The sequence below is a fragment of the Micromonospora sp. R311 genome (genome assembly GCF_056780015.1).
This window is the reverse complement of the sequence record NZ_JBSWCE010000013.1, coordinates 75,627-95,783: the sequence shown is the minus strand read 5'-3', so window position 1 is coordinate 95,783 and position 20,157 is coordinate 75,627. Positions and strand designations below refer to the sequence as shown.

The 20,157-nt window shown below is 75.2% G+C and carries 18 protein-coding genes; 5 read left to right on the top strand and 13 right to left on the bottom strand.

The features are described from left to right. The first annotated feature begins 47 nt into the window (after window positions 1-47). Both AC1WTP_RS13570 and AC1WTP_RS13565 read left to right on the top strand, forming a co-directional pair. Window positions 48-425 carry a DUF742 domain-containing protein gene (locus AC1WTP_RS13570; protein ID WP_088997952.1) on the top strand — a complete coding sequence of 126 codons (378 nt, stop codon included), beginning with the start codon at window positions 48-50 and terminating at the stop codon, window positions 423-425. Between the two features lies 1 nt (window position 426). Continuing rightward, a complete protein-coding gene (locus AC1WTP_RS13565; RefSeq protein ID WP_481649589.1) occupies window positions 427-1,020 on the top strand; it encodes a GTP-binding protein in 594 nt (197 codons plus the stop codon). Window positions 1,021-1,431: 411 nt separating this feature from the next. Here AC1WTP_RS13565 and AC1WTP_RS13560 read toward each other — a convergent pair whose 3' ends face one another. After that, complete coding sequence (locus AC1WTP_RS13560) at window positions 1,432-3,795, bottom strand: transposase (protein ID WP_481649588.1); 2,364 nt, start codon at window positions 3,793-3,795, stop codon at window positions 1,432-1,434. Window positions 3,796-3,835: 40 nt separating this feature from the next. Further along, on the bottom strand, window positions 3,836-4,777 hold the full coding sequence (locus tag AC1WTP_RS13555) for a DNA primase (RefSeq protein WP_481649587.1): 942 nt from the start codon (window positions 4,775-4,777) through the stop codon (window positions 3,836-3,838). 118 nt (window positions 4,778-4,895) lie between these two features. Between AC1WTP_RS13555 and AC1WTP_RS13550 the strand changes: the two genes are divergently transcribed. Beyond that, on the top strand, window positions 4,896-5,237 hold the full coding sequence (locus tag AC1WTP_RS13550; protein WP_447135145.1) for a PadR family transcriptional regulator: 342 nt from the start codon (window positions 4,896-4,898) through the stop codon (window positions 5,235-5,237). A 26-nt stretch (window positions 5,238-5,263) separates the two neighbouring features. Here AC1WTP_RS13550 and AC1WTP_RS13545 read toward each other — a convergent pair whose 3' ends face one another. The 10 genes from AC1WTP_RS13545 to deoC form a co-directional block, all read right to left on the bottom strand. Beyond that, window positions 5,264-5,935, bottom strand: a complete 672-nt coding sequence (locus AC1WTP_RS13545) for a permease prefix domain 1-containing protein (protein ID WP_481649586.1) — start codon at window positions 5,933-5,935, stop codon at window positions 5,264-5,266. Window positions 5,936-6,004: 69 nt separating this feature from the next. Continuing rightward, window positions 6,005-7,843, bottom strand: coding sequence for a thiol reductant ABC exporter subunit CydC (gene cydC / locus AC1WTP_RS13540; RefSeq protein WP_481649585.1), 1,839 nt, complete (start codon window positions 7,841-7,843; stop codon window positions 6,005-6,007). A 26-nt stretch (window positions 7,844-7,869) separates the two neighbouring features. Then, the gene (cydD, locus tag AC1WTP_RS13535; protein ID WP_481649584.1) at window positions 7,870-9,543 is read right to left on the bottom strand and encodes a thiol reductant ABC exporter subunit CydD; all 1,674 of its coding nucleotides are present in this window, start codon (window positions 9,541-9,543) and stop codon (window positions 7,870-7,872) included. Continuing rightward, window positions 9,540-10,547, bottom strand: a complete 1,008-nt coding sequence (cydB, locus tag AC1WTP_RS13530; protein ID WP_481649583.1) for a cytochrome d ubiquinol oxidase subunit II — start codon at window positions 10,545-10,547, stop codon at window positions 9,540-9,542. Before cydB ends, cydD begins: the two co-directional genes overlap by 4 nt. 11 nt (window positions 10,548-10,558) lie before the next feature. Beyond that, complete coding sequence (locus AC1WTP_RS13525) at window positions 10,559-11,809, bottom strand: cytochrome ubiquinol oxidase subunit I (RefSeq protein ID WP_481649582.1); 1,251 nt, start codon at window positions 11,807-11,809, stop codon at window positions 10,559-10,561. Between the two features lie 135 nt (window positions 11,810-11,944). After that, a complete protein-coding gene (locus tag AC1WTP_RS13520) occupies window positions 11,945-12,847 on the bottom strand; it encodes a M56 family metallopeptidase (protein WP_481649581.1) in 903 nt (300 codons plus the stop codon). 10 nt (window positions 12,848-12,857) lie between these two features. Further along, window positions 12,858-13,319 (bottom strand): BlaI/MecI/CopY family transcriptional regulator, encoded by a 462-nt coding sequence (locus tag AC1WTP_RS13515; RefSeq protein WP_481649580.1) that lies wholly within the window; start codon window positions 13,317-13,319, stop codon window positions 12,858-12,860. Between the two features lie 200 nt (window positions 13,320-13,519). Further along, on the bottom strand, window positions 13,520-14,344 hold the full coding sequence (locus AC1WTP_RS13510; protein WP_481649579.1) for an aldehyde dehydrogenase family protein: 825 nt from the start codon (window positions 14,342-14,344) through the stop codon (window positions 13,520-13,522). Continuing rightward, window positions 14,337-15,767, bottom strand: coding sequence for an aldehyde dehydrogenase family protein (locus AC1WTP_RS13505; RefSeq protein WP_481649578.1), 1,431 nt, complete (start codon window positions 15,765-15,767; stop codon window positions 14,337-14,339). Before AC1WTP_RS13505 ends, AC1WTP_RS13510 begins: the two co-directional genes overlap by 8 nt. 6 nt (window positions 15,768-15,773) lie before the next feature. Next, the gene (gene deoC, locus AC1WTP_RS13500; protein ID WP_481649577.1) at window positions 15,774-16,733 is read right to left on the bottom strand and encodes a deoxyribose-phosphate aldolase; all 960 of its coding nucleotides are present in this window, start codon (window positions 16,731-16,733) and stop codon (window positions 15,774-15,776) included. A gap of 122 nt (window positions 16,734-16,855) precedes the next feature. Here deoC and upp point away from each other — a divergent pair, with 122 nt between their 5' ends. Continuing rightward, window positions 16,856-17,488, top strand: a complete 633-nt coding sequence (gene upp / locus AC1WTP_RS13495) for a uracil phosphoribosyltransferase (protein WP_481649576.1) — start codon at window positions 16,856-16,858, stop codon at window positions 17,486-17,488. A gap of 67 nt (window positions 17,489-17,555) precedes the next feature. Next, window positions 17,556-18,233 carry a GOLPH3/VPS74 family protein gene (locus AC1WTP_RS13490; RefSeq protein ID WP_481649575.1) on the top strand — a complete coding sequence of 226 codons (678 nt, stop codon included), beginning with the start codon at window positions 17,556-17,558 and terminating at the stop codon, window positions 18,231-18,233. Between the two features lie 241 nt (window positions 18,234-18,474). Here AC1WTP_RS13490 and AC1WTP_RS13485 read toward each other — a convergent pair whose 3' ends face one another. Then, the gene (locus tag AC1WTP_RS13485) at window positions 18,475-20,142 is read right to left on the bottom strand and encodes a phospho-sugar mutase (protein ID WP_481649574.1); all 1,668 of its coding nucleotides are present in this window, start codon (window positions 20,140-20,142) and stop codon (window positions 18,475-18,477) included. Window positions 20,143-20,157 lie beyond the last annotated feature (15 nt).

Genomic DNA, 20,157 nt, shown 5'->3' with positions numbered 1-20,157 from the left:
TCCATCGGACGGAGCCGGTGCCGGGTACGAAGGAGGTGAGCGGCGACATGGTTGATCGTGACGAACCGACCGGAGCGTTGGTCCGTCCCTACGCCGTGACCCGTGGTCGTACCCGTCCCCGCCTCGACATCGCGCTGGAGGCGCTCGTCGAGACGACGGTGCGCGGCCGGGCCGCTGCCAACGGCAGTGGCGGCCAGGGCCGCGAGCACCAGTACATCGCCGCGCTGTGTGACGGACGCGTGCAGTCGCTAGCCGAGATCGCGGCGCGGATGCAGCTCCCGCTCGGTGTGGCCCGGGTGCTCATCGCCGACATGGCGACGGACGGCCTGGTCGCGGTCCACGAGCCGACCATCCTGGACGACTCGGACGACGCGGTGGGCACTGAACTGCTGGAGAGGGTGCTGAGTGGACTTCGCAGGCTCTGACATGTCGCACCGCCCGCCGACCCCGAGCGGGCGCGTGACGTCGGCGAAGATCGTTATCGCCGGTGGATTCGGCGTCGGCAAGACGACGCTGGTCGGCTCGGTCTCGGAGATCACGCCGCTGACCACCGAGGCCATCATGACCTCCGCCGGCGTGGGCGTCGACGACAACCGGCAGGTGCCGGGGAAGACGACGACCACGGTGGCGATGGACTTCGGCCGCATCTCGATCGATCGCGACCTGATCCTGTACCTGTTCGGTACGCCGGGTCAGACCCGCTTCTGGTTCATGTGGGACGAACTGGTGCGCGGTGCGATCGGCGCGGTCGTGCTGGTGGACACCCGCCGGCTGGCCGACTGCTTCGCGGCGATCGACTTCTTCGAGCACCGGCGGCTGCCGTACCTGGTGGCCATCAACTGCTTCGACGGGATGCAGTACCACGACCCGCAGGACGTCCGGGACGCGCTGGCGATCTCGAGCGACGTGCCGGTGGTGGCCTGCGACGCCCGGAACCGGGAGTCGACGAAGCACGTGCTGATCTCGCTGGTCGAGTACGTGCTCACCATGCGCCGTTCGCGCGCGGTAGCGCCGGCCTGATCGTCCGCCCAGCGCCCGGTGGCTCCGCGCCACCGGGCGCTGGTTGCTGCCCGGGTACGGCCTCCCGCCCCGCAGCCGGTGGCCCCGTCGCCCTCGGGCGTCCCGCCCTGTGCCAACTCCGGCCGACGCGTCGTCCACCGTGGCGCGCGCCCGTCAGCCACACCGCCAGCCGCCCGACGCTGTGGCACTCAGGGCGGCGTCCGGGCCCGTGTAGCGCCCGCTGCGGCCGAACGTGGGGCGCCGGTACCTCGGGAGGTGGAGCCGGCGCGGAGCCGGCTGACGGGGGAACCGGCGACCAGGTGTCTCTGCGCGGTCCCGGCCGCGCGTCTCTGACAACGCGGCGCCCCTGGCCACCGAGGACGACGAACGTCCGGTGACCAGGGGCGAGGTGCCTGGTGGCGTGGCCGCCGATCAGGAACGGTAGCCGGCGGACCGGTACTCGTACTCCCGCTCGTCGTCGCGGTCGCCGGTGTCGCGGCTGAAGTCCCAGCCGCCGGCGGCCTCCCGGCCCGGCCGACCGCCGACCGCGAACCCGCCGATCTCCTGGCCGCGCCGCCAGCCCCGGAAATAGCCGGTGGTGTTCTCGGCGAGGCTCGCCGCGTCCCGGACGATCCGCAGTGGACGCTCCTCGCGCAGCGGGGAGCCGGGAACCAGGTTCGCCTGCGGAACCCGCTTGGGCAGCCCGGCCTTGGTCTCGGCGCCCACCGCCGGGCGGGCCGCCTGCTCGGCCGCCTGCCAGCCCGTGTCGGCCGTGGTCGACCACTCGAGATCGGTCGACTCGGTGTGCCCGACGAACCAGGCGGACTTCGCCTGGGCGAAGATCAGCAGGTCGCCGTCACCCTCGTCGGAGATCGGCGGGGGACGACGCTCCACCGGCGGCGGCGGCCGGTGCTCGGCGGCCGGGCGCTCGGTACGGGCAGGGGCCGGCCGGCCGTTGCGCGGGGCGTCCTCCCGGTCGACCAGGCGCAGCGGCGGCGTCTCCAGCTGCGGGTCGGTGGGCGGGTTCAGCCCGTCGCGCAGTGCCCGGTCGGCCATCGGCGGGGGCTCCACGAGCCGCAGCATCGGCGGCTCCTGGGGCAGGTCGTCGGCGAGCCACGGTGGGGTGACCCGACGTTCGGCGCCGGGATCGGTGGGCGCGTCGACGCCGCGCCCACCCCGGTCGCCGTACGAGCCGACGACGGGGTTGTCGGCGGAGCTGTCGGCCGGATCCTCCGGGTTGTTCACCAGCGGCCAGTTGGCCCGGGAGCCCGGCGGGGCCGACGGCTCCTGGCCCGGCCGGGGCGTGGGCACCGGGATGCTCAGGTCGGTGGCGCTGAAACCACCGGTCGGCGCCTCGCCGTTGGTCTTCGGCCGGGGCGGGATGACGGTGCGCTGCCGCTCGGCGCGGGCGCTGTTGATCGCCGCGGTGGTCAGCGTGGGCCGGAAGGGCTCCCCGGCCTCGGCCGGGGGCACCGTGCCGCGCTGCGCCGGCGCGATCGGGGTGATCCCGGGCGGCGGTGGCGGCGCGGAGACCGGCCGGTTGGTCGGGCCGTCGACCCGGTGCGGGGCCGGCTCGGTGTGGGCCGGCGCGCCGGAGACCGGCGTGCCGGCCGCCGCGGCCGGGGTGACCGGCGACGGCGCCACCGGCGGCGGGGTGACCGGCGCCGGCGCGACCGGAGGCGGGCCGAGCGGGCGGGGCGACGGCGGGGGAGTGCCGCCGGAGACCGGTTCGGGACGGCTGCGCCGGCCGCCGGACGGCGTCGGCTGGTGCTCGGCGGGGCGGATCGTGCGCAGCCCGGCGGTGCTGGTGTTCAGGCCGGGCAGGTCGCCGACCGACTCACCGCGCCGGGCGGCGGCGCGCCGGCCGGGTGCCGGGGGCGCGGGCGTGCTGACCCGGGCGCTGAGCGCGCCGACCAGCGCGTCGCAGCCGGCGTCGCAGGCCCGGACCGAGGCGACGGCCTGGCGCACGGTCTCCGCCACGGCGGTGGTGAGGGCACGGTTGACCGCCGCCCGGCGGGGCGTCTCGGAGATGGCCACGCGCAGCGCGGTCACCGCCTCCTCGATCTCCTCGGCGTCGGCCACGCCGTCCGCCGCGAGGTGGGCCGCGACGGCGTCGGCGGCCACCGAGACCTCGCGGCCGCGGGCGACGGTGCCGGCCAGCATGCCCGGCTCCGGCAGCGCGTCGAGGACGGCCAGCGGGACCGCCTCGGCCGGGTCCGGGTAGGCGCGTAGCGCGGCCGGGTAGAGCTCGCGGAGCACCTCGCGCAGCGCCACGGCGGCCGAGTGCCGGCCGCTGGCCAGCGCGGCGTGCGCCGCGAGCACCTGCTTGTAGCCGGCGAGGTCCCGGGGTGCCGGCAGGGTGACCGCGGAGAGCGCGCCGGCCTGCAGGGCGCGGGCCAGACCGACCGCGCGCCGCTCGACGGGCGGGGACTGCATCTCCTCCAGCGAGTCGTCGTCGGCGAACCGCTCCGCGAAGTCGTCGACGGAATCGTCGTCGGCAATCGCCAGCGGGCGACCCGCGGCGCTGAGCAGCGACGTGACCGTGTGGTCGTCGCTGTCCGCGGCGATCGCCGCACCGCTCGGCCCGCCCGACCGCTCCACGAGCAGCGCGACCAGTCGGGCGTAGCCCGCCGCGTCGTCGCCGATCTCGCAGACATGCAGCAGACGGCCTGCGTCGTCGACCACAGCGGACGTCAGCGTCGAACCGGCCGAAGCCGGTCGGTCGGCCGGATCCGCCGAGGCCAGACCGCAGTACACGCGCACGAGCGCCACGGCGTCGTCCTCCTCCCGGGACACAGGTCTTTCTCTGCCAGAGACTGATGCTCCCTGGAACGCGTCAGTCGCGCCAGTCCACGACCGCAGAGATCTTGCCGACAATGGTGCGCCAACCCAGACTTGCGGTTTGTGCCCCGATTTTCTTCAGCCGCCGACGGCCGAGGAAACCGCCGATGCCACCGTTGACCGTGGCCCGCAGCGCCTCGTCCAGGTCGTCGAGGCTGGAGCCGGCGGAGAGCATGTCCAGCACCGCCGGCAGGCGCAGCGCGTACGCCAGGTCACGGGCGATCTCGCCGGCCTCGATCAGCAGGGTGGTGTCCCAGGCGTCGTGCCCGCCCCGCAGGTTCTCGACGACCAGGTCCAGCTCGTAGATGTCCTCGTCCAGCGGGGCGATGTCGGCCGGCTCGACCCGTTCGGACAATTCATTCCAGCTGTCCAGTTGCGACAGATCGTTCGGCGCGCCCGAGCGGACGAAACTGACCAGCGACTCCGGGGTCTTGAACAGCAGCAGCCGGCCCCGGTGGCTGAGGAAGACCGGGACCTCCTCGTCGCCCGCCTCGTCCTCGGCCTCGTCCTCCTCGGCCTCGGCGTCCTCGTCACCCTTGCCGCGGCGGCGGGACTTCGCCTCCTCCTCGTCGCTCTCGGCGAACTCGTGGGCGACGTCCTCGTCGAGGATGACGACGGCCTCGTCGTCGTCATCCTCCTCGATCACCTGGCGGCGGGCCAGGAACGGGTCGTCCTGGTCGCGCTCGGCGACGTCGGTGGGGGTCAGCTCCCGGGCCGGCCGGTACGCCCGCAGCGTGTAGCCGGTGCCGGCCGGCAGGGCGATCTCCACCGGGTCGATCCGCAGCTCGTCCCAGAGCGCGCGGGCGGCCTCGGCCGACGCGGACGTGGTGTCGGGCTCGACGGGGCCGTCGGTCTCGTCGAGCTCCGGCTCGTCGGCGTCGGGCCGTTGGGGCGACTGACGGGCCACGCTGACCTCCGTGTGCTTCGGGTTGCCCACCCGTCGGCGTCCCGTGCCGGCGAGTGACTCTGGGCACATACCCTAGTGGGCGGCTCCGGGAGACCGGTGCCCGCACCCCGGTGGCCATTCCGTCGACGGACAAGTAGCGTAGCTACACATGAAGGCCCAGGCGCTGCACGGACACCTCGACGCCCTGCTGCTGGCGGTGCTGGAGCAGGGCGCCCTGCACGGTTACGCGATCATCGAGGCGCTGCGCACCCGCAGCGACGGCCACCTGGACCTGCCCACGGGCACCATCTACCCGGCGCTGCGTCGGCTCGAGCGGGCCGGGCACGTGGCCAGCAGCTGGAGCACGGTCAACGGGCGGGAGCGCCGGACGTACCAGCTCACCGACGCCGGGCGGCGCGCGCTGGCCGGGGAGCGCTCCGGCTGGCGCGAGTTCAGCTCGACCGTCGGGCGCTTCCTCGACCCCGAGACCCCACCGGGCGCCCCGGCCTGACCGCCCGGCGGTGGCGTGCGGGGTGGTCAGCGGGCGGCGGTCAGCCAGTAGCGGACCGCGTGGCTGAGCCAGAGCTGAGCGGCGCCGACCAGCACCGCGCCGATGATCATCGGCGGCCAGGTGAGGGCGGCCTCCCAGAGCCCCACCGACCAGGCGAACAATCCCGTGCCGGCCGCCGCGGCGAGGACGAGGACGCCGGTCAGGCCGGCGCCGACGACCCGGTTGAGCGCCGCCGCGGCCGGCGCGCCCCAGCGGTCGGCGCCCGTCGCCACCAGCAGCCCGGCCGTCGCCAGCGCGAACGCGGCGATCCAGAGCCAGTCCATCGAGGCGGAGAGGAGCAGGTAGCCGGCCGGTGGCCGGGGGCCGTCGCTCCAGCTCGCCCCCTGCCAGGTGAGGTCACCGGCGACGATCGCGACGGCGGCCACCGCGACGACCCGCAGCGCCAGCCCGCGCAGCGCGCCGACCGCCAGCTCGGCCTGGTAGGCCGGGGCCAGCTGCGCCGGGCTGCCGAACTCGGCCACCGCGCGCCGCTGCGCCTCCGCCGGCGACAGCCCGTCCTCCCGGTACGCCTCGACCGCGTCCAGCAGCCCGTGCCGGGCCTCGGTCAACAGGTCGGACTTGAGTCGTACCGGCCCACGCAGCCGGTCACCCAGCTCGCGCAGGCGCGCCTCCACCAACACCTCGTCACCGCCGGACATGGCACCACCCTGCCACGGCCGGCCGCCCGGCGTCGTCCGGGACAACCCTGGCCGGACCCGGAGGCGCGGTCAGGGGGTCAGCGCGAGGTACCCGCGTTCGGCCGCCTCCTGGAGCCGCCACTGGTCCCGGTACCAGCCGGGGGCCGCGACCAGGTCGACGTGCCGGCCGCGCTGGACCACCCGGCCGCCGTCCAGCACCACGATCTCGTCCAGCCCGGCCAGCCCGCTGAGCCGGTGGCTGATCAGCAGCACCGAGTGCCCGGGCGGGGTGGCGGCCAGCGTCGAGGCGAGCACCGCGTCGGCGGCGGCCGGGTCGAGCCCCTCGGTCGGTTCGTCGAGCACCAGCACGCCCGGGGCGGCGAGCAGCGCCCGGGCCAGCGCGAGCCGTTGCCGCTGGCCGCCGGAGAGCTGCCCGCCCTCCTCGCCGACCACCGTGTCCCAGCCCTCCGGCTGCTCGCGTACCCAGTCCAGCAGGCCGGCCGCCGCGGTCGCCGCGGCCAGCTCCTCGTCGCTCGCGCCGGTGCGGCCGAGCAGGAGGTTGTCCCGGACCGAGGCGTGGAAGACGTACGCCTCGGCGAGCAGGCCGCCGACCGCCCGGGGCAGCTCCTGCTCGGGATACGCCGACAGGTCCCGCCCGTCCAGGGTGACCCGGCCGGCCTCGGGACGTACCGAGCCGGTGAGGACGGCGGCGACGGTGCTCTTGCCCGCGCCGCTCGGCCCGACCACCGCGATCCGCCGCCCGGCGGGCAGGTGGAGGTCGAACCCGTCCAGGGCGGGTGCGGCGCCGGCCCGGTAGCGCACGGTCACGCCGGCGAACCGCACCTCGTGCGGGGCGGTCGCGGTCACCGTGGCGCCGGGTGCCGCCGCCCCGCCACCGGCCGGCGTGGTGTCGGCCGGCACCGGGAGGGCCGTAGCGGCGTCGGTCCGGGCGACGTCGGCCGGAGCGACGTCGAGCAGGGCCGCGACCCGGGTCAGGCCGGTGCGCAGCTGGGTCCACTGCCGGGCGGCCCCGACCAGCGCCAGCGCCACCTCCACCGCGGCGAGCGTGCCGACCGCGAGCACCCCGACCAGGACTCCGTCCACGTTCCCGGCCAGCGCGACGAGCACCACCGCGCCGGCGGTCAGCCCGGCGACCAGCACCCCGGCCGCGTCGACGGCGAACCCGGTCGCGGCGAGCCGTCGCTCCAGCCGGGCCAGCCGCCCGGCGCGCCGCTCGGCCGCCGCCAGCGCGGACCCGGTGGCACCGAACGCGGCCAGGTCGGCGGCGCCGTGGGTGAGGTCGACCGCGTCGGTGGCGAGCGCCCCGCGCAGCGGCGCCACCTCGGCGGCGGCCCGCCGGGTGAGCGCGGTGGCCAGCGCGGGCAGCGCGACGCCGGCGACCAGCAGGCCCAGGGCGAGCGCCCCGGCGGCCGCCGGGGAGATCAGCGCCGCCCAGCCCACCGCCACCACGCTGACCAGCGCGGCCGCCGAGGCCGGCACGAGCACCCGGAGCAGCAGGTCCTGCACCGCCTCCACGTCGGAGACCAGCCGGCTCAGCGCGTCCCCGGTGCGCTGCTCGGGCGCCCGGCGGGCGGCGAGGGTGGCGAAGACCCGGGCCCGGACGTCGGTGACCAGCCGGAGCACGGCGTCGTGCCCGGCGAGCCGTTCGGTGTAGCGGAACACGCCCCGGCTGATCGCCAGGGCCCGGACCGCGACGATCGCCACGGTGAGCCGGTCCAGCGGCGGCCGTCCGGCCGCGCTCATCAGCAGCCAGGTGGCGGTGGCCATCAGGGCCAGCCCGGCGAACTCGGTGATCGCCGCGAGCAGCCCCGCGCCGAGCAGCCGGCCCAGGTACGGCCGGGCCAGCCGGAGTACCGCCCGCTCGGGGCCGGGGCCCCGCCGGCGGTCACCGGCCGGAGCCGGTGCCATGCTGGGTGGTGGAGGCGCGGTGGGGCTCACCGGATCACCTCCGCGGTCGGGACCGGGGTGAGCTCGGTGACCCGGCCGTCCTCGACCCGCAGCACGCGGTCGGCGTCCTCGAGCAGCGCGGGGCGGTGCGCGACCAGCAGCGCGGTCCGGCCGGCGACCAGCCGGCGGGTGGCGGCCAGCACGACCGCCTCGGACGCGCTGTCCAGCCGGGCGGTCGGCTCGTCGAGCAGCACCACCGGGGCGTGCCTCAGGAACGCGCGGGCCAGCGCCACCCGCTGCCGCTGGCCGCTGGAGAGGCCGTGCCCGCGCTCGCCGAGCACGGTGGCCAACCCGTCGGGCAGGCCGTCGACCACGTCGTCCAGCGCGGCGTCGTGCACCGCGGCGGCGAGCGCGGCGTCCGGGGTGTCGGGGGCGCCGAGCCGGATGTTGTCGGCCAGCGAGGCGGCGAAGAGGTGGGCGCGCTGCGGCACCCAGGCCAGTTGCCGGCGCCAGGCCGCCGGATCCGCGCCGGCCAGGTCGACGCCGCCCACCGTGACCCGGCCCGCGGTCGGGGTGACGAAGCCGAGCAGCAGGCCGAGCAGGGTGCTCTTGCCGGCGCCGCTGGGCCCGACGATCGCGATCCGCTCGCCCGGCCGGATGGTCAGCGTGACGTCCCGCAGCGCGGTGGTGCGCTCGTACTCGACGGTCACCGACTCGAACCGGATCTCCGCCCGCCCGTCCGGTGCGGGACCGCGGGTGCCCTCCGGCGCCGGGCGCGCGGCCGAGACGGTGAGCGCCTCGTCCAGCGCGGTGAGCCCTTCCATGCTGGCGTGGAACCGGGCGCCGGCCGCCCGCAGCGGCAGGTACGCCTCCGGGGTGAGCAGCAGCACCAGCAGCGCGGTCTGCAGGGCGAGCCCGCCGCCGAGCAGCCGCAGGCCGACCGGCACCGCGACCAGCGCCACCGAGAGGGTGGCCACCAGCTCCAGCACCAGGGCGGAGAGGAACGCGATGCGCAGCGTCTTCATGGTCGCCACCCGGTGCCCGTCGGCCATCCGGCGGACCCCGTCCACCTGGGCCCGGGCCCGGCCGAAGGCGCGCAGCGTGGGCAGCCCGGCGACCATGTCCAGGAAGTGCCCGCCGAGCAGCGACAGCCGCCGCCACTGCCGTTCGGTGGCGGCCTGGGCCTGCCAGCCGAGCAGCGCCCCGAAGACGGGGATCAGCGGCAGGGTGGCCGCGATGATCAGTGCGGAGCTCCAGTCCGCGACGAAGACCCGGGCCAGCACGGCGAGCGGCACGGTGACGCTGAGCACGAGCTGCGGCAGGTAGCCGGTGAAGTAGGCGTCCAGGGCGTCCAACCCGCGCCCGGCCAGGGTGGCCAGCTGCCCGGCGCGCTGCCCGGCGACCCAGCCGGGGCCGTGCCGCCCGACCGCGCCGAGCAGCTCCACCCGCAGCGCCGCCTTGACCGTCGCGGCGGCCCGCGCCGACACCGTGCCCTGCGCCCAGACCAGCAGCGAGCGCGCGGCCACGGCGGCGACGAAGCCGGCCAGCGCCGGCCGGTCCAGCCGGCCCTCGAACGCGGTGGCGAGCAGCGCCGCCAGCGCGGTCGCCTGGGCCACGACCAGCCCCGCGGCGACCACGCCGAGCAGGGCGAGCACGGCGAGGTCGCGCCGGGCCGCGGGGACCCGGCGCAGCAGACGCGGGTCGAAGGGACGGCGGTTCACCAGTACACCGGTGCCCTGCCGTCGGTCCGTCCCCGGAAAACCCACCAGCACATCAGCTGAAAGCCTAGTAGGGCCGGCAGGAGCGGCACCGTCAGCCAGCCCAGCAGTCGCAGGGTGGGCCCGCTCGCCGCCGCGTCGGCCACGGTCAGCGAGGCGCCGGGGTCGACGGTGGAGATCAGCGCGTACGGCCAGAGGGTCGCGCCGACCAGCGCCACCAGCCCGGCCAGGGCCGTCCCGGTGGCGGCGAAGGCGAGCCCCGGGCGGCGCCGGGCGAGCGCCGCCTGGGCCACCAGCAGCGCCCCGGCCAGCAGCGCCGGCGCGAGCAGCGCGGCCACCGGCTGCTGCGCGGCGGCGCGTACCCGGTCGGAGAGCAGGCCGAGGACGGTGGCCGTGCCGACCGCGGCGAGCGCCACCGGGACCAGCCGGCGGGCCAGCCGGCCGGTCGCTTCGGCGTCGGCGGCCGGCAGCCGCAGGGTGAGGAAGGTCGCGCCGTGCGCCGCGACCAGCGCCACCACGGCCAGCCCGGCGGCGGCCACGAACGGGGTGAACAGGTGGGTGATCCCGGCGACGTGCCCGTCGGCGTGCAGCGGCACGCCCTGGAGCAGGCCGGCCAGCAGGGCGCCCCAGCCGAGCGCGGCGAGCAGGCTGCCGATCACCACCACCCGGTCCCACCCGGCCCGGGACCGCTCGCCGGCCGGGCGGCTGCGCAACTGCACCCCGGCGGTCACCAGGATCACCCCGACCAGCGCGCCGACCACCGCGGGGTAGAACCCGGAGAGCAGCTCACCCTCGAGCACGGGGAAGGCGCCGAACAGGATGCCGACGGCGGCGACCAGCCAGACCTCGTTGCCCAGGAAGAACGGGCCGACGGCGTTGAGCGCCGCCCGGCGCCGGGCCGGGTCGGTGTCCCGGGCGAGCAGCAGCCCGACGCCGTAGTCGTAGCCGCCGAGCACCAGGTAGGTGGCGAAGAAGAGGCCGAGCAGGGCGTACCAGGCGAGTTCCACGGTGGTCTCCCTCAGGCGAAGGCGGGCGCGGGACGGGTGTCGGTGGGCGGCTGGGTGGGCGGCCGGCCCAGGGCCGGATCGGCCGCGCCCCGGGCGGCGTGCCGGGCCAGCAGCACCCAGTTGGCCACCGCCAGGGTGCCGAGCAGCAGGCTGAAGCCGATCAGCGAGGCGAGCATCACGCCGGCGCCGACGCCGGAGACGGCCTGTTCGGTGGGGAGCAGACCGTAGGCCACCCAGGGCTGCCGGCCGACCTCGCGGGCGATCCAGCCGAGGATCACCGCGACGAACGGCAGCGGCAGGGCGAGCAGGATCAGCCAGAGCGGGAAGCGCAGCCGGATGGCCCAGTCCCGCCAGAGCAGCGGGAGCAGCAGCCAGAGGGCGCCGAGGGTGAAGCCGATGAGGATCATGAAGCCGAGCCCGACGCTGGCCAGCACCGGCGGGGTGTAGTCCCCCTGGCCGAACCGGGCGGTCCACTCGGCGACCAGGGCGTCCGCGTCCGGGTTGCCGCCGAACTTGGTGGGCTGCACCTGCCCCACCGGCCCGAACTGGGCGAAGCCGAAGCCCTGCACCATGGTGATCGACAGCGCCGAGGTGACCAGGCCGATCCGCAGTGAGGTGCGGAACAGCGCGTGGTCGGGGGTGCGCCGGATCAGGTGCCAGGCGCTGACCGCGGCCATCAGCATCCCGCCGACCAGCAACGCGGCGAAGACCACGTGGCCGAAGGCCATGCCGAGGCTGGGGTTGGTGAGCAGGGCGGTGAAGTCGGTGAGGTGGGCGACCCCGTCGCGCAGTTCGTAGCCGACCGGGTTCTGCAGCCAGGAGTTGGCCACCATGATCCAGAACGCCGAGGCGTACGCGGTGAGCGCGACCCCCCAGAGCAGCGCGAGGTGGACGCCCTTGCGCAGCCGGTGCCAACCGAAGATCCACATGCCGAGCAGGGTGGACTCGAGGAAGAACGCGACCAGCGTCTCGATCGCCAGCGGGGCGCCGAAGACGTTGCCCACGTAGCGCGAGAGGCCGCTCCAGTTCAGCCCGAACTGGAACTCCATCACGATGCCGGTGGCGATGCCGAGCACGTAGTTGATCACGTAGAGCTGACCCCAGAACCGGGTCAGCCGCCAGTAGACCGGCTTGCCGGTCAGCACCGCGGTCGTCTGCAACCCGACCAGCAGGGTGACCAGGCCGAGGGTGACCACCACGAAGAGGAAGTGGATCGAGGTGGTGGTGGCGAACTGCAGGCGGGCGAGGAGGAGGGTGTCCATGGCCGGCTCTCCGTACTGTCGGCTCACTTGTCGTAGCGAGCCTACACGTAGATTCTCTACGCATAACTACTACGTCGTGTCGTAGATCAGCTTACGACATCGCGTAGTAGTTCGGGGGGAGCGCGCGGCGCGCGGTCAGGTGAGGAAGAGCGAGATCGGCAGGGCGACCAGCGTGCCGGCCACGGCCAGGGCGACGCCGCCGAGCAGCCGGGCCGGCTGGTCCGCGACCAGCAACCGCTGCACCCGGACGTCCAGGTCCCGGTCGCCGAGGCCGAGCGCGCCGGCCGGGGTGATCCGGTGTCCGGCCGCGGCGAACCGGCGCAGCGCGCGGCCCAGCGCCTCCGGATGCGCCTCCCGGGCCTTGTCGTCGGCGCGCATCTCGACCAGCAGGGCGACCCGCTCGTGGATCTCGCGTACCCAGCCGAACCAGGGCAGCGCCCGGCAGAGCGCGGTGAACGGCAGCAGCACCAGGTCGTGCCGCTCCTCGGCGTGCGCCCGCTCGTGCGTCAGCACCGCCGCCAGTTCGGCGCGGTCCAGCAGGCTCAGCGTGCCGGCGCTGACCACCACCTGCGGCCTGACCCCCGGCAGGCAGTACGCCGCCGCGCTCGGGTGGTCGAGCACCAGCGCCCCGGGGGCCGCCGGGTCGTTCCGGGCCACCAGGGCGAGCAGGTCCCGGTGCCGGCGCTGGGCGCGCACCGTGCCGAGGATGGTGCGCGCCGTCGTGGTCAGCAGCACCGCGCCGATGCCGAAGCCGACGCCGACCAGGCTCAGCTGGACCGCCCCGAGCCCGGGCGGCAGGGTGCCGTGCACCAGGTCGCCGCCGAGCGCCACCAGTGCGCTGCCGGTCGGCCGGTCGTAGGGGGCGAGACCCACCGCGATCGGCAGCCCCACCTCGGAGAGGCCGAGCGCCAGCCCGATCGCCTGCCAGCAGACGATCGCCACCCGGGGGCTGCGCCAGGTCCAGGTGGAGCGGGCCAGCACCTGCGCGGTCGCCAGGCAGGCCAGCATCGACGCGGCGAAGTGCAGGGCGTACGCCACGGCCGCCGCCCTACCGGTCCGCGGCCTCGTCGGCGACGGGCGGGCGGGCGACCCGGTCGGTCGGCGCCTCGACCCGGTCGGTCAGCTCGCCGGTCGCGGCCGGCACGCCGCCGGCGGCCTCGGCGGCCAGCGCGGCGCGCAGCACCTCGGCCTCGGTGCCCGTCACCGAGCGGGCGAAGCGCACCAGCGCGGCGTCCCGGCTGCCGCCGAGGTCGAGGGCGTCGAGCATGAGCTGGGCGATGTACCCCTCGCGGCTGGCCGCGGCCCGGTAGCGCCAGGCCCGGCCCTCCCGCTCGCGCTGCACCATGCCCTTGCCGGCCAGCCGGTCCAGCACGGTCATCACCGTGGTGTACGCCAGGTCGCGGCCGTCCAGCGCGTCGGCCACCTCGCGCACGGTGATGCCGTCCGTGCCCGGGACCGAGTCCCACAGCACATCCATCACCGCACGTTCGAGATCACCCAGCCGAGTCACACCGTAATCCTACCCCCGGTAGTAGACCCCCACCCCCGCACCCTCCGGACCCCCAAGATCCCCACCGGTGGCCAAGATCCGCGCAACTTCAGGGAAGTAGCGGCCTCCCGGCGTCCGGAGGCCGCTACCTCAGGGATGGTGCGCGGATCTTTCCCGGCCGGAAGGCCCGGCCGGGGAAGAGGCCGGCGGCCAGGCTGGGCTCACACGCCCTTGGGGTGCCAGACGGTCTTCGTCTCCAGCAGTGACGTCATCCGCGCGAGACCCGGGTCGGCGAACCAGTCGTGGTCGGCCGGCGCCGGCCGGAGCACCCGCTTGAGGTTCTCCGCCGCCTTGACCTCGAGGTCGGTCGCCAGCTCCGGGTCGGTCACCCCGGTCAGGTCGATGGCGTTGACGTCCATGTGCCCGGCCAGCGTCGGCACGGTCTCGGAGAGCCGGCCGGTCAGGATGTTGACCACGCCGCCGGGCAGGTCCGAGGTGGCGAGCACCTCGGCCAGCGTCACCGCCGCCAGGGGCTCGGCGGGCGAGGCCGCCACCACCACCGTGTTGCCGGTGACGATCGCCGGGGCGATCACGCTGACCAGGCCGAGCAGCGCCGGCCGCTCCGGGGCCACCACGGCGACCACGCCGGTCGGCTCCGGCGCGGAGAGGTTGAAGTACGGGCCGGCGACCGGGTTCGCGCCGCCGTACACCTGGGGGAGCTTGTCCGACCAGCCGGCGTACCAGACCCAGCGGTCGACCGCCGCGTCCACCTCGTCGCCGGGCACGCCGAGCGCGACGAACTGCTCGCGCCGGCCCTCCAGCATCTCGGCGGCCCGGTAGAGGATCTGCCCCCGGTTGTACGCGGTGGCGCCGGCCCAGCCCTTGACCGCGGCGCGGGCGGCGACGACGGCGTCCCGCGCGTCCTTCCGAGACGCCAAAGACACGTTCGCGTCCTGCACGAGATACGACCGTCCCGACTCGCTGCGCGGGAACTTCCCGCCGATGAAGAGCTTGTACGTCTTGCGTACCGCGACCCGCTCAGACATTGAGGTAGCCCTCCAGCCCGTGCCGGCCGCCCTCGCGACCGTAGCCCGACTCCTTGTAGCCGCCGAACGGCGAGGTGGGGTCGAACTTGTTGAACGTGTTGGCCCAGACCACCCCGGCGCGCAGCCGGTCGGCCGTCCAGAGGATCCGGGAGCCCTTGTCGGTCCAGATCCCGGCCGACAGCCCGTACGGGGTGTTGTTCGCCTTCTCCACCGCCTCGGCCGGGGTGCGGAAGGTCAGCACCGACAGCACCGGGCCGAAGATCTCCTCGCGGGCGATCCGGTGCGCCTGGGTGACCCCGGTGAAGATGGTCGGGGCGAACCAGAAGCCGCGCTCCGGCAGCTCGCACGGCGGCGACCAGCGCTCCGCGCCCTCCGCCGAGCCGGCCTCGGACAGCTCCCGGATCCGGGCCAGCTGGGCGGCCGAGTTGATCGCGCCGATGTCGGTGTTCTTGTCCAGCGGGTCACCGACGCGCAGCTGGGCCATCCGCCGCTTGAGCGAGTCGAGCACCCGGTCGGCGACGTTCTCCTGGACCAGCAGGCGGGAGCCGGCGCAGCAGACGTGCCCCTGGTTGAAGAAGATGCCGTTGACGATCCCCTCGACCGCCTGGTCGATCGGGGCGTCGTCGAAGACGATGTTGGCCGCCTTGCCGCCCAGCTCCAGGGTGAGCTTCTTGCGGGTGCCGGCGACCGAGCGGGCGATGGCCCGGCCCACCTCGGTGGAGCCGGTGAAGGCGACCTTGTCCACGCCCGGGTGCTCGACCAGGGCCCGACCGGTGTCGCCGGCGCCCGTGACGATGTTGACCACGCCGGCCGGCAGATCGGCCTGCTGGCAGATCTCGGCGAAGAGCAGCGCGGTGAGCGGGGTGGTCTCGGCCGGCTTCAGCACCACCGTGTTGCCCGCCGCCAGGGCGGGCGCGATCTTCCAGGCCAGCATCAGCAGCGGGAAGTTCCACGGGATGACCTGCGCGGCGACGCCGAGCGGCCGGGGACTGGCGCCGAAGCCGGCGTGCTCCAGCTTGTCCGCCCAGCCGGCGTAGTAGAAGAAGTGGGCGGCGACCAGCGGCAGGTCGACGTCGCGCGACTCCTTGATCGGCTTGCCGTTGTCGAGCGACTCCAGCACCGCCAGCTCGCGGGAGCGCTCCTGGATGATCCGGGCGATCCGGAACAGGTACTTGGCCCGGTCCCGGCCCGGCATCGGGCCCCAGACCTTCTCGTACGCCGCCCGGGCGGCCCGGACCGCGCGGTCGACGTCACCGGCGCCGCCCTCGGCGACCTCGGCGAGCACCTCCTCGCTGGCCGGGTTGATCGACTTGAAGCTGCCGCCGTCGGTCGGGTCGACGAACGCGCCGTCGATGAAGAGCCCGTACGTCGGCTTGATGTCCACCACCGAGCGGGACTCGGGGGCGGGGGCGTATTCGAACATCGGCTCTCAGTCCAGGGTGAAGTAGTCGGGACCGGAGTAGACGCCGGTCGTCAGCTTGGTGCGCTGCATCAGCAGGTCGTTGAGGAGGCTGGAGGCGCCGAACCGGAACCAGTCTGGGTCCAGCCAGTCCGGGCCGACGGTCTCGTTGACCATCACCAGGTACTTGACGGCGTCCTTGGTGGTCTTGATGCCGCCGGCCGGCTTCACGCCGACCTGGCGACCGGTGGCGGCGCGGAAGTCGCGCACCGCCTCCAGCATCACCAGCGTCACCGGGGGCGTGGCCGCGACCGGGACCTTGCCGGTGGAGGTCTTGATGAAGTCGCCACCGGCCAGCATCGCCAGCCAGGAGGCGCGCCGGACGTTGTCGTAGGTGGCCAGCTCGCCGGTCTCCAGGATCACCTTGAGGTGGGCGTCCCCGCAGGCCTCCTTGGTGGCGACGATCTCGTCGTACACCTCGGAGTAGCGGCCGGCCAGGAAGGCGCCCCGGTTGATCACCATGTCGATCTCGTCGGCGCCGGCCGCGACGGCGGCCCGGGTGTCGGCGAGCTTGACCTCCAGCGGCGCCTGGCCCGACGGGAAGGCGGTCGCCACGCTGGCCAGGTGCACGCCGCTGCCGCGGAGCACCTCGGCCACGTGCGGGACCATGGCCGGGTAGACGCAGACGGCGCCGACGTGCGGGCAGGAGGGGTCGGCCGGGTCGGGGCGCAGCGCCTTGGCGGCGAGCGCCCGCACCTTGCCCGGGGTGTCCGCGCCCTCGAGGGTGGTCAGGTCGACCATCCGGATCGCCAGGTCGATGGCCTGGGCCTTGGCGGTGGTCTTGATGGAGCGGGTGCCGAGCTGTGCCGCCCGCTGCTCCGCGCCGACCTGGTCCACGCCGGGCAGGCCGTGCAGGAAGGTCCGCAGAGCGGTCTCGGATCGTCCCAGCTCGGAGAGATCCGACCGGGCCGACGTCGCTGTCGCCGTCATGTCTGGAAGTCTACGCATCCGCCCGGTCAGTGATCTTGGTCACGCCGCCGGTCGGTGAGCGGGATCGCTGGTCCGCCCGCACCCGCAGTGCCCGGGCCGCCGGTTCGGTAGGTTGAGCGACCGTGGACGTACTCGTCATTGACCATCCGCTCGCCCAGTCGCGGCTGACCGCCATGCGGGACGCGCGCACCGATTCCGCCAACTTCCGGGCGGCGCTGCACGAACTCACCACCATGCTGGTGTACGAGGCGGCCCGGTCCTTCCCGGTCGAGCGGTACCCGGTGCAGACCCCGGTCACCGGCACCGAGGGCACCCGGCTGGCCAACCCGCCGCTGCTGGTGCCGGTGCTGCGGGCCGGGCTCGGCATGGCCGACGCCGCCCTGGGGCTGCTGCCGGAGTCCTCGATGGGCTTCGTCGGGCTGGCCCGCGACGAGGAGACCTACGAGCCGCGCGCCTACATGGAGTCGCTGCCGCGGGACCTGGCCGGGCTGCCGGTGCTGGTGCTCGACCCGATGCTGGCCACCGGCGGCTCGCTGGAGCACGGCTGCCGGCTGCTCGCCGACCGGGGCTGCACGGACATCACGGTGCTGTGCGTGCTCGCCGCGCCGGTCGGCATCGAGCGGCTGGAGCGGTCGGGGCTGCCGCTGCGGCTGGTCACCGCCGCGATCGACGAGAGCCTCAACGACCGGATGTTCATCGTCCCCGGTCTCGGCGACGCCGGCGACCGCCAGTTCGGCGGCATGCCCCGCTTCTGAACACCGCCGGGCGTGGCCCACGCCGAGTTCGTGCGTGGGGTGCGCGCAGCGGCTAGCGTCTCGGGCCATGACAGGTGTTGCGCTCGCCGAAGAGCTGCTCCTCCTCGCCTACGACGACGAGACCGGCAAGGCGACCATGCCGCGGATCAGCCTCGACCTGGGGATGGCCGCCGCGGTGCTGATCGAGCTGGCCCTCGCCGGCCGGATCGCGTACTCCGACGGCTCCCTGACGGTGGTCGACCCGACGCCCACCGGCGAGCCGGTCGCCGACGCCGTCCTCGAGCGGATGGCCGCCGACACCCCGCACTCCGCGTCCTCCTGGGTGCAGCGGCTGCGGCACGGCCTGCGCGACCGCATCCTCGGTGACCTGTGCCGCCAGGGCGTGGTGCGGGACGTGGACGAGACCGAGCTGGGCTTCATCCACGTGCACCGGTACCCGGTGGTCGACCGTTCGGTGGAGGCGGACACCCGGCGCCGGCTGGCCGAGGCGCTGACCGGCACCGCGGCGCCTGACGAGCGCACCGCCGCGCTGGCCACCCTGGTCGCGGTGCTCCGGATGGAACCGGCGCTCGGGATCAGCGCCGAGGCCGCCGCGGACGCCCGCCGCCGGCTGGCGGAGATCGCCAGCGGCGCCGGCTTCTCCGGCGAGGTCAGCCTGGAGGACTCGGTGGTCCGTCCCTCCGTCGGCCTAGTCGTGGTCGCCCTGGGCCGGGCGGTCGACGCGGCCCTCGGCCCGCGCCGCTGATCCTTCCGCCCGCCGGTGCCCCCGCTGCCCGACCCCGGTGCTGTGCGCCGTCGCCCGGTCCCGCCGCGCAACCCCTTTGCACTGCTTCAACCGACGCAGAGGTTGACGGCCGTTTCCTGTGCGTGGGTTGAAGCAGAGCAAAGGACGCGGGGCGGGGTAGGGCGGGGCGTGCGGCGGGTGGGGCGGGGTGCGCTCCCGGAGGTGCGCCCGCGACGGTGACCGCGCCGCGGGCGTACCTCGGCTAGAGCCCGAGCGCGGCGGCGATCTCGGCGCGCAGCGCGGCGACCGCCGACGCCGCGCGGCTCCGGGCCGCCGGGACGTCGCCGTCCGCGACCGGCTCGACCACCTCGAGGTACGCCTTGAGCTTCGGCTCCGTGCCGGACGGCCGGATCACCACCCGGGCGGCCTCGGTGCGCAGGATCACCACGTCGGCCTCGGGGAGCAGGTCCTGCGCCGTGGTGACCGGGTGGCCGAGCAGCGCGGTGGGAGTGGTGGCCCGGATCCGGGCCATCGCGGCGGCGATCTCGCGCAGGTCGTCCACCCGCACCGAGAGCTGGTCGGTGTGGTGCACGCCGAACTCCGCCGCCAGCTCGTCCAGCCGGTCGGTCAGCGTCCGGCCCTGCGCCTTGAGCCCGGCGGCCAGCTCGGCCACGGTCAGCGCGGCGGTGATGCCGTCCTTGTCGCGTACGTGGTCGGGGGCCACGCAGTAGCCCAGCGCCTCCTCGTAGCCGAAGACCAGCGGCGCCCTCCCGCCGCCGGCCCGGACGATCCACTTGAACCCGGTCAACGTCTCGTCGTACGGCACGTCCCGGGCGGCGCACATCGCCCGCAGCAGGGACGACGACACGATCGTGGTGGCGTACAGGCCGGTCACCCCGCGGCGCATCAGGTGGTCGGCGAGGAGCACCCCCACCTCGTCACCGCGCAGCATCCGCCACCCCGCCGCCGCGTCCCGGACGACCACCGCGCAGCGGTCCGCGTCCGGGTCGTTGGCGATGGCGACGTCCGCGCCGGTCGACTCGGCGAGCGCGACCAGCCGGTCCACCGCCCCCGGCTCCTCCGGGTTGGGGAACGAGACGGTCGGGAACGCCGGGTCCGGTTCGGCCTGCTCCGGCACCACCCCGGGCACCGGGAAGCCGGCCCGGGCGAAGGCCGCGGTGAGCACCGCCGCCCCCACCCCGTGCAGCGGGGTGTACGCCACGGCGAGGTCCCGCGGCCCGTCCGGCGCGATCACCGCGGCGGCCCGTTCCACGTAGGAGGCCACCAGGTCGTCGCCGAGCACCTGGCCGGGCGGGCCGAGCGGCACCTCGGCCAGCGGGCCGACCGCCCGGATCGCGGCCTCGATCCCGGCGTCGGCCGGGGGCACGATCTGGGCGCCGGTGCCGAGTTCGCCGCCCAGCTCCGCGCCCAGGTAGACCTTGTAGCCGTTGTCCTGCGGCGGGTTGTGACTGGCGGTCACCATCACCCCGGCCACCCCGCCCAGGTGCCGCACCGCGTACGCCAGCACGGGGGTGGGCAGGGGGCGGGGCAGCAGCAGCGCCGGCCGGCCGGCGCCGGTGGCCACCTGGGCGGTGCGCTCGGCGAACTGGCGGGAGCCGTGCCGGGCGTCGTAGCCGATCACCAGGGGGCCGGTGCCACTCTGGTCGGCGAGCCAGCCGACCAGTCCGGCGGCGGCCTGGGTGACCACCGCGAGGTTCATCCCGTTCGGGCCGGCGCGCAGCGGGCCGCGCAGCCCGGCGGTGCCGAAGGTGAGCGGCCCGGCGAACCGGTCGGCCAGTTCCGGGGCGCTGGTCGGCAGCCGGTCGAGCACCGCCTGCAGCTCCGCCCGGCTGGCCGGGTCGGGGTCATCGTGGAGCCAGCGCCGGGCTTGCTCGCGAATGTCGTCGATGTCAGTGGTGTCCGCCGGCATGCCTCTTGATAGCAC

Coding starts and splice junctions, on each gene's coding strand:
- deoC (WP_481649577.1), bottom strand. CDS start 16,733: ATGACGGCGACAGCGACGTCGGCCCGGTCGGATCTCTCCGAGCTGGGA.
- AC1WTP_RS13485 (WP_481649574.1), bottom strand. CDS start 20,142: ATGCCGGCGGACACCACTGACATCGACGACATTCGCGAGCAAGCCCGG.
- AC1WTP_RS13545 (WP_481649586.1), bottom strand. CDS start 5,935: ATGTCCGGCGGTGACGAGGTGTTGGTGGAGGCGCGCCTGCGCGAGCTG.
- AC1WTP_RS13505 (WP_481649578.1), bottom strand. CDS start 15,767: ATGTTCGAATACGCCCCCGCCCCCGAGTCCCGCTCGGTGGTGGACATC.
- cydC (WP_481649585.1), bottom strand. CDS start 7,843: ATGGCACCGGCTCCGGCCGGTGACCGCCGGCGGGGCCCCGGCCCCGAG.
- AC1WTP_RS13570 (WP_088997952.1), top strand. CDS start 48: ATGGTTGATCGTGACGAACCGACCGGAGCGTTGGTCCGTCCCTACGCC.
- AC1WTP_RS13525 (WP_481649582.1), bottom strand. CDS start 11,809: ATGGACACCCTCCTCCTCGCCCGCCTGCAGTTCGCCACCACCACCTCG.
- AC1WTP_RS13565 (WP_481649589.1), top strand. CDS start 427: ATGTCGCACCGCCCGCCGACCCCGAGCGGGCGCGTGACGTCGGCGAAG.
- AC1WTP_RS13550 (WP_447135145.1), top strand. CDS start 4,896: ATGAAGGCCCAGGCGCTGCACGGACACCTCGACGCCCTGCTGCTGGCG.
- AC1WTP_RS13490 (WP_481649575.1), top strand. CDS start 17,556: ATGACAGGTGTTGCGCTCGCCGAAGAGCTGCTCCTCCTCGCCTACGAC.
- AC1WTP_RS13510 (WP_481649579.1), bottom strand. CDS start 14,344: ATGTCTGAGCGGGTCGCGGTACGCAAGACGTACAAGCTCTTCATCGGC.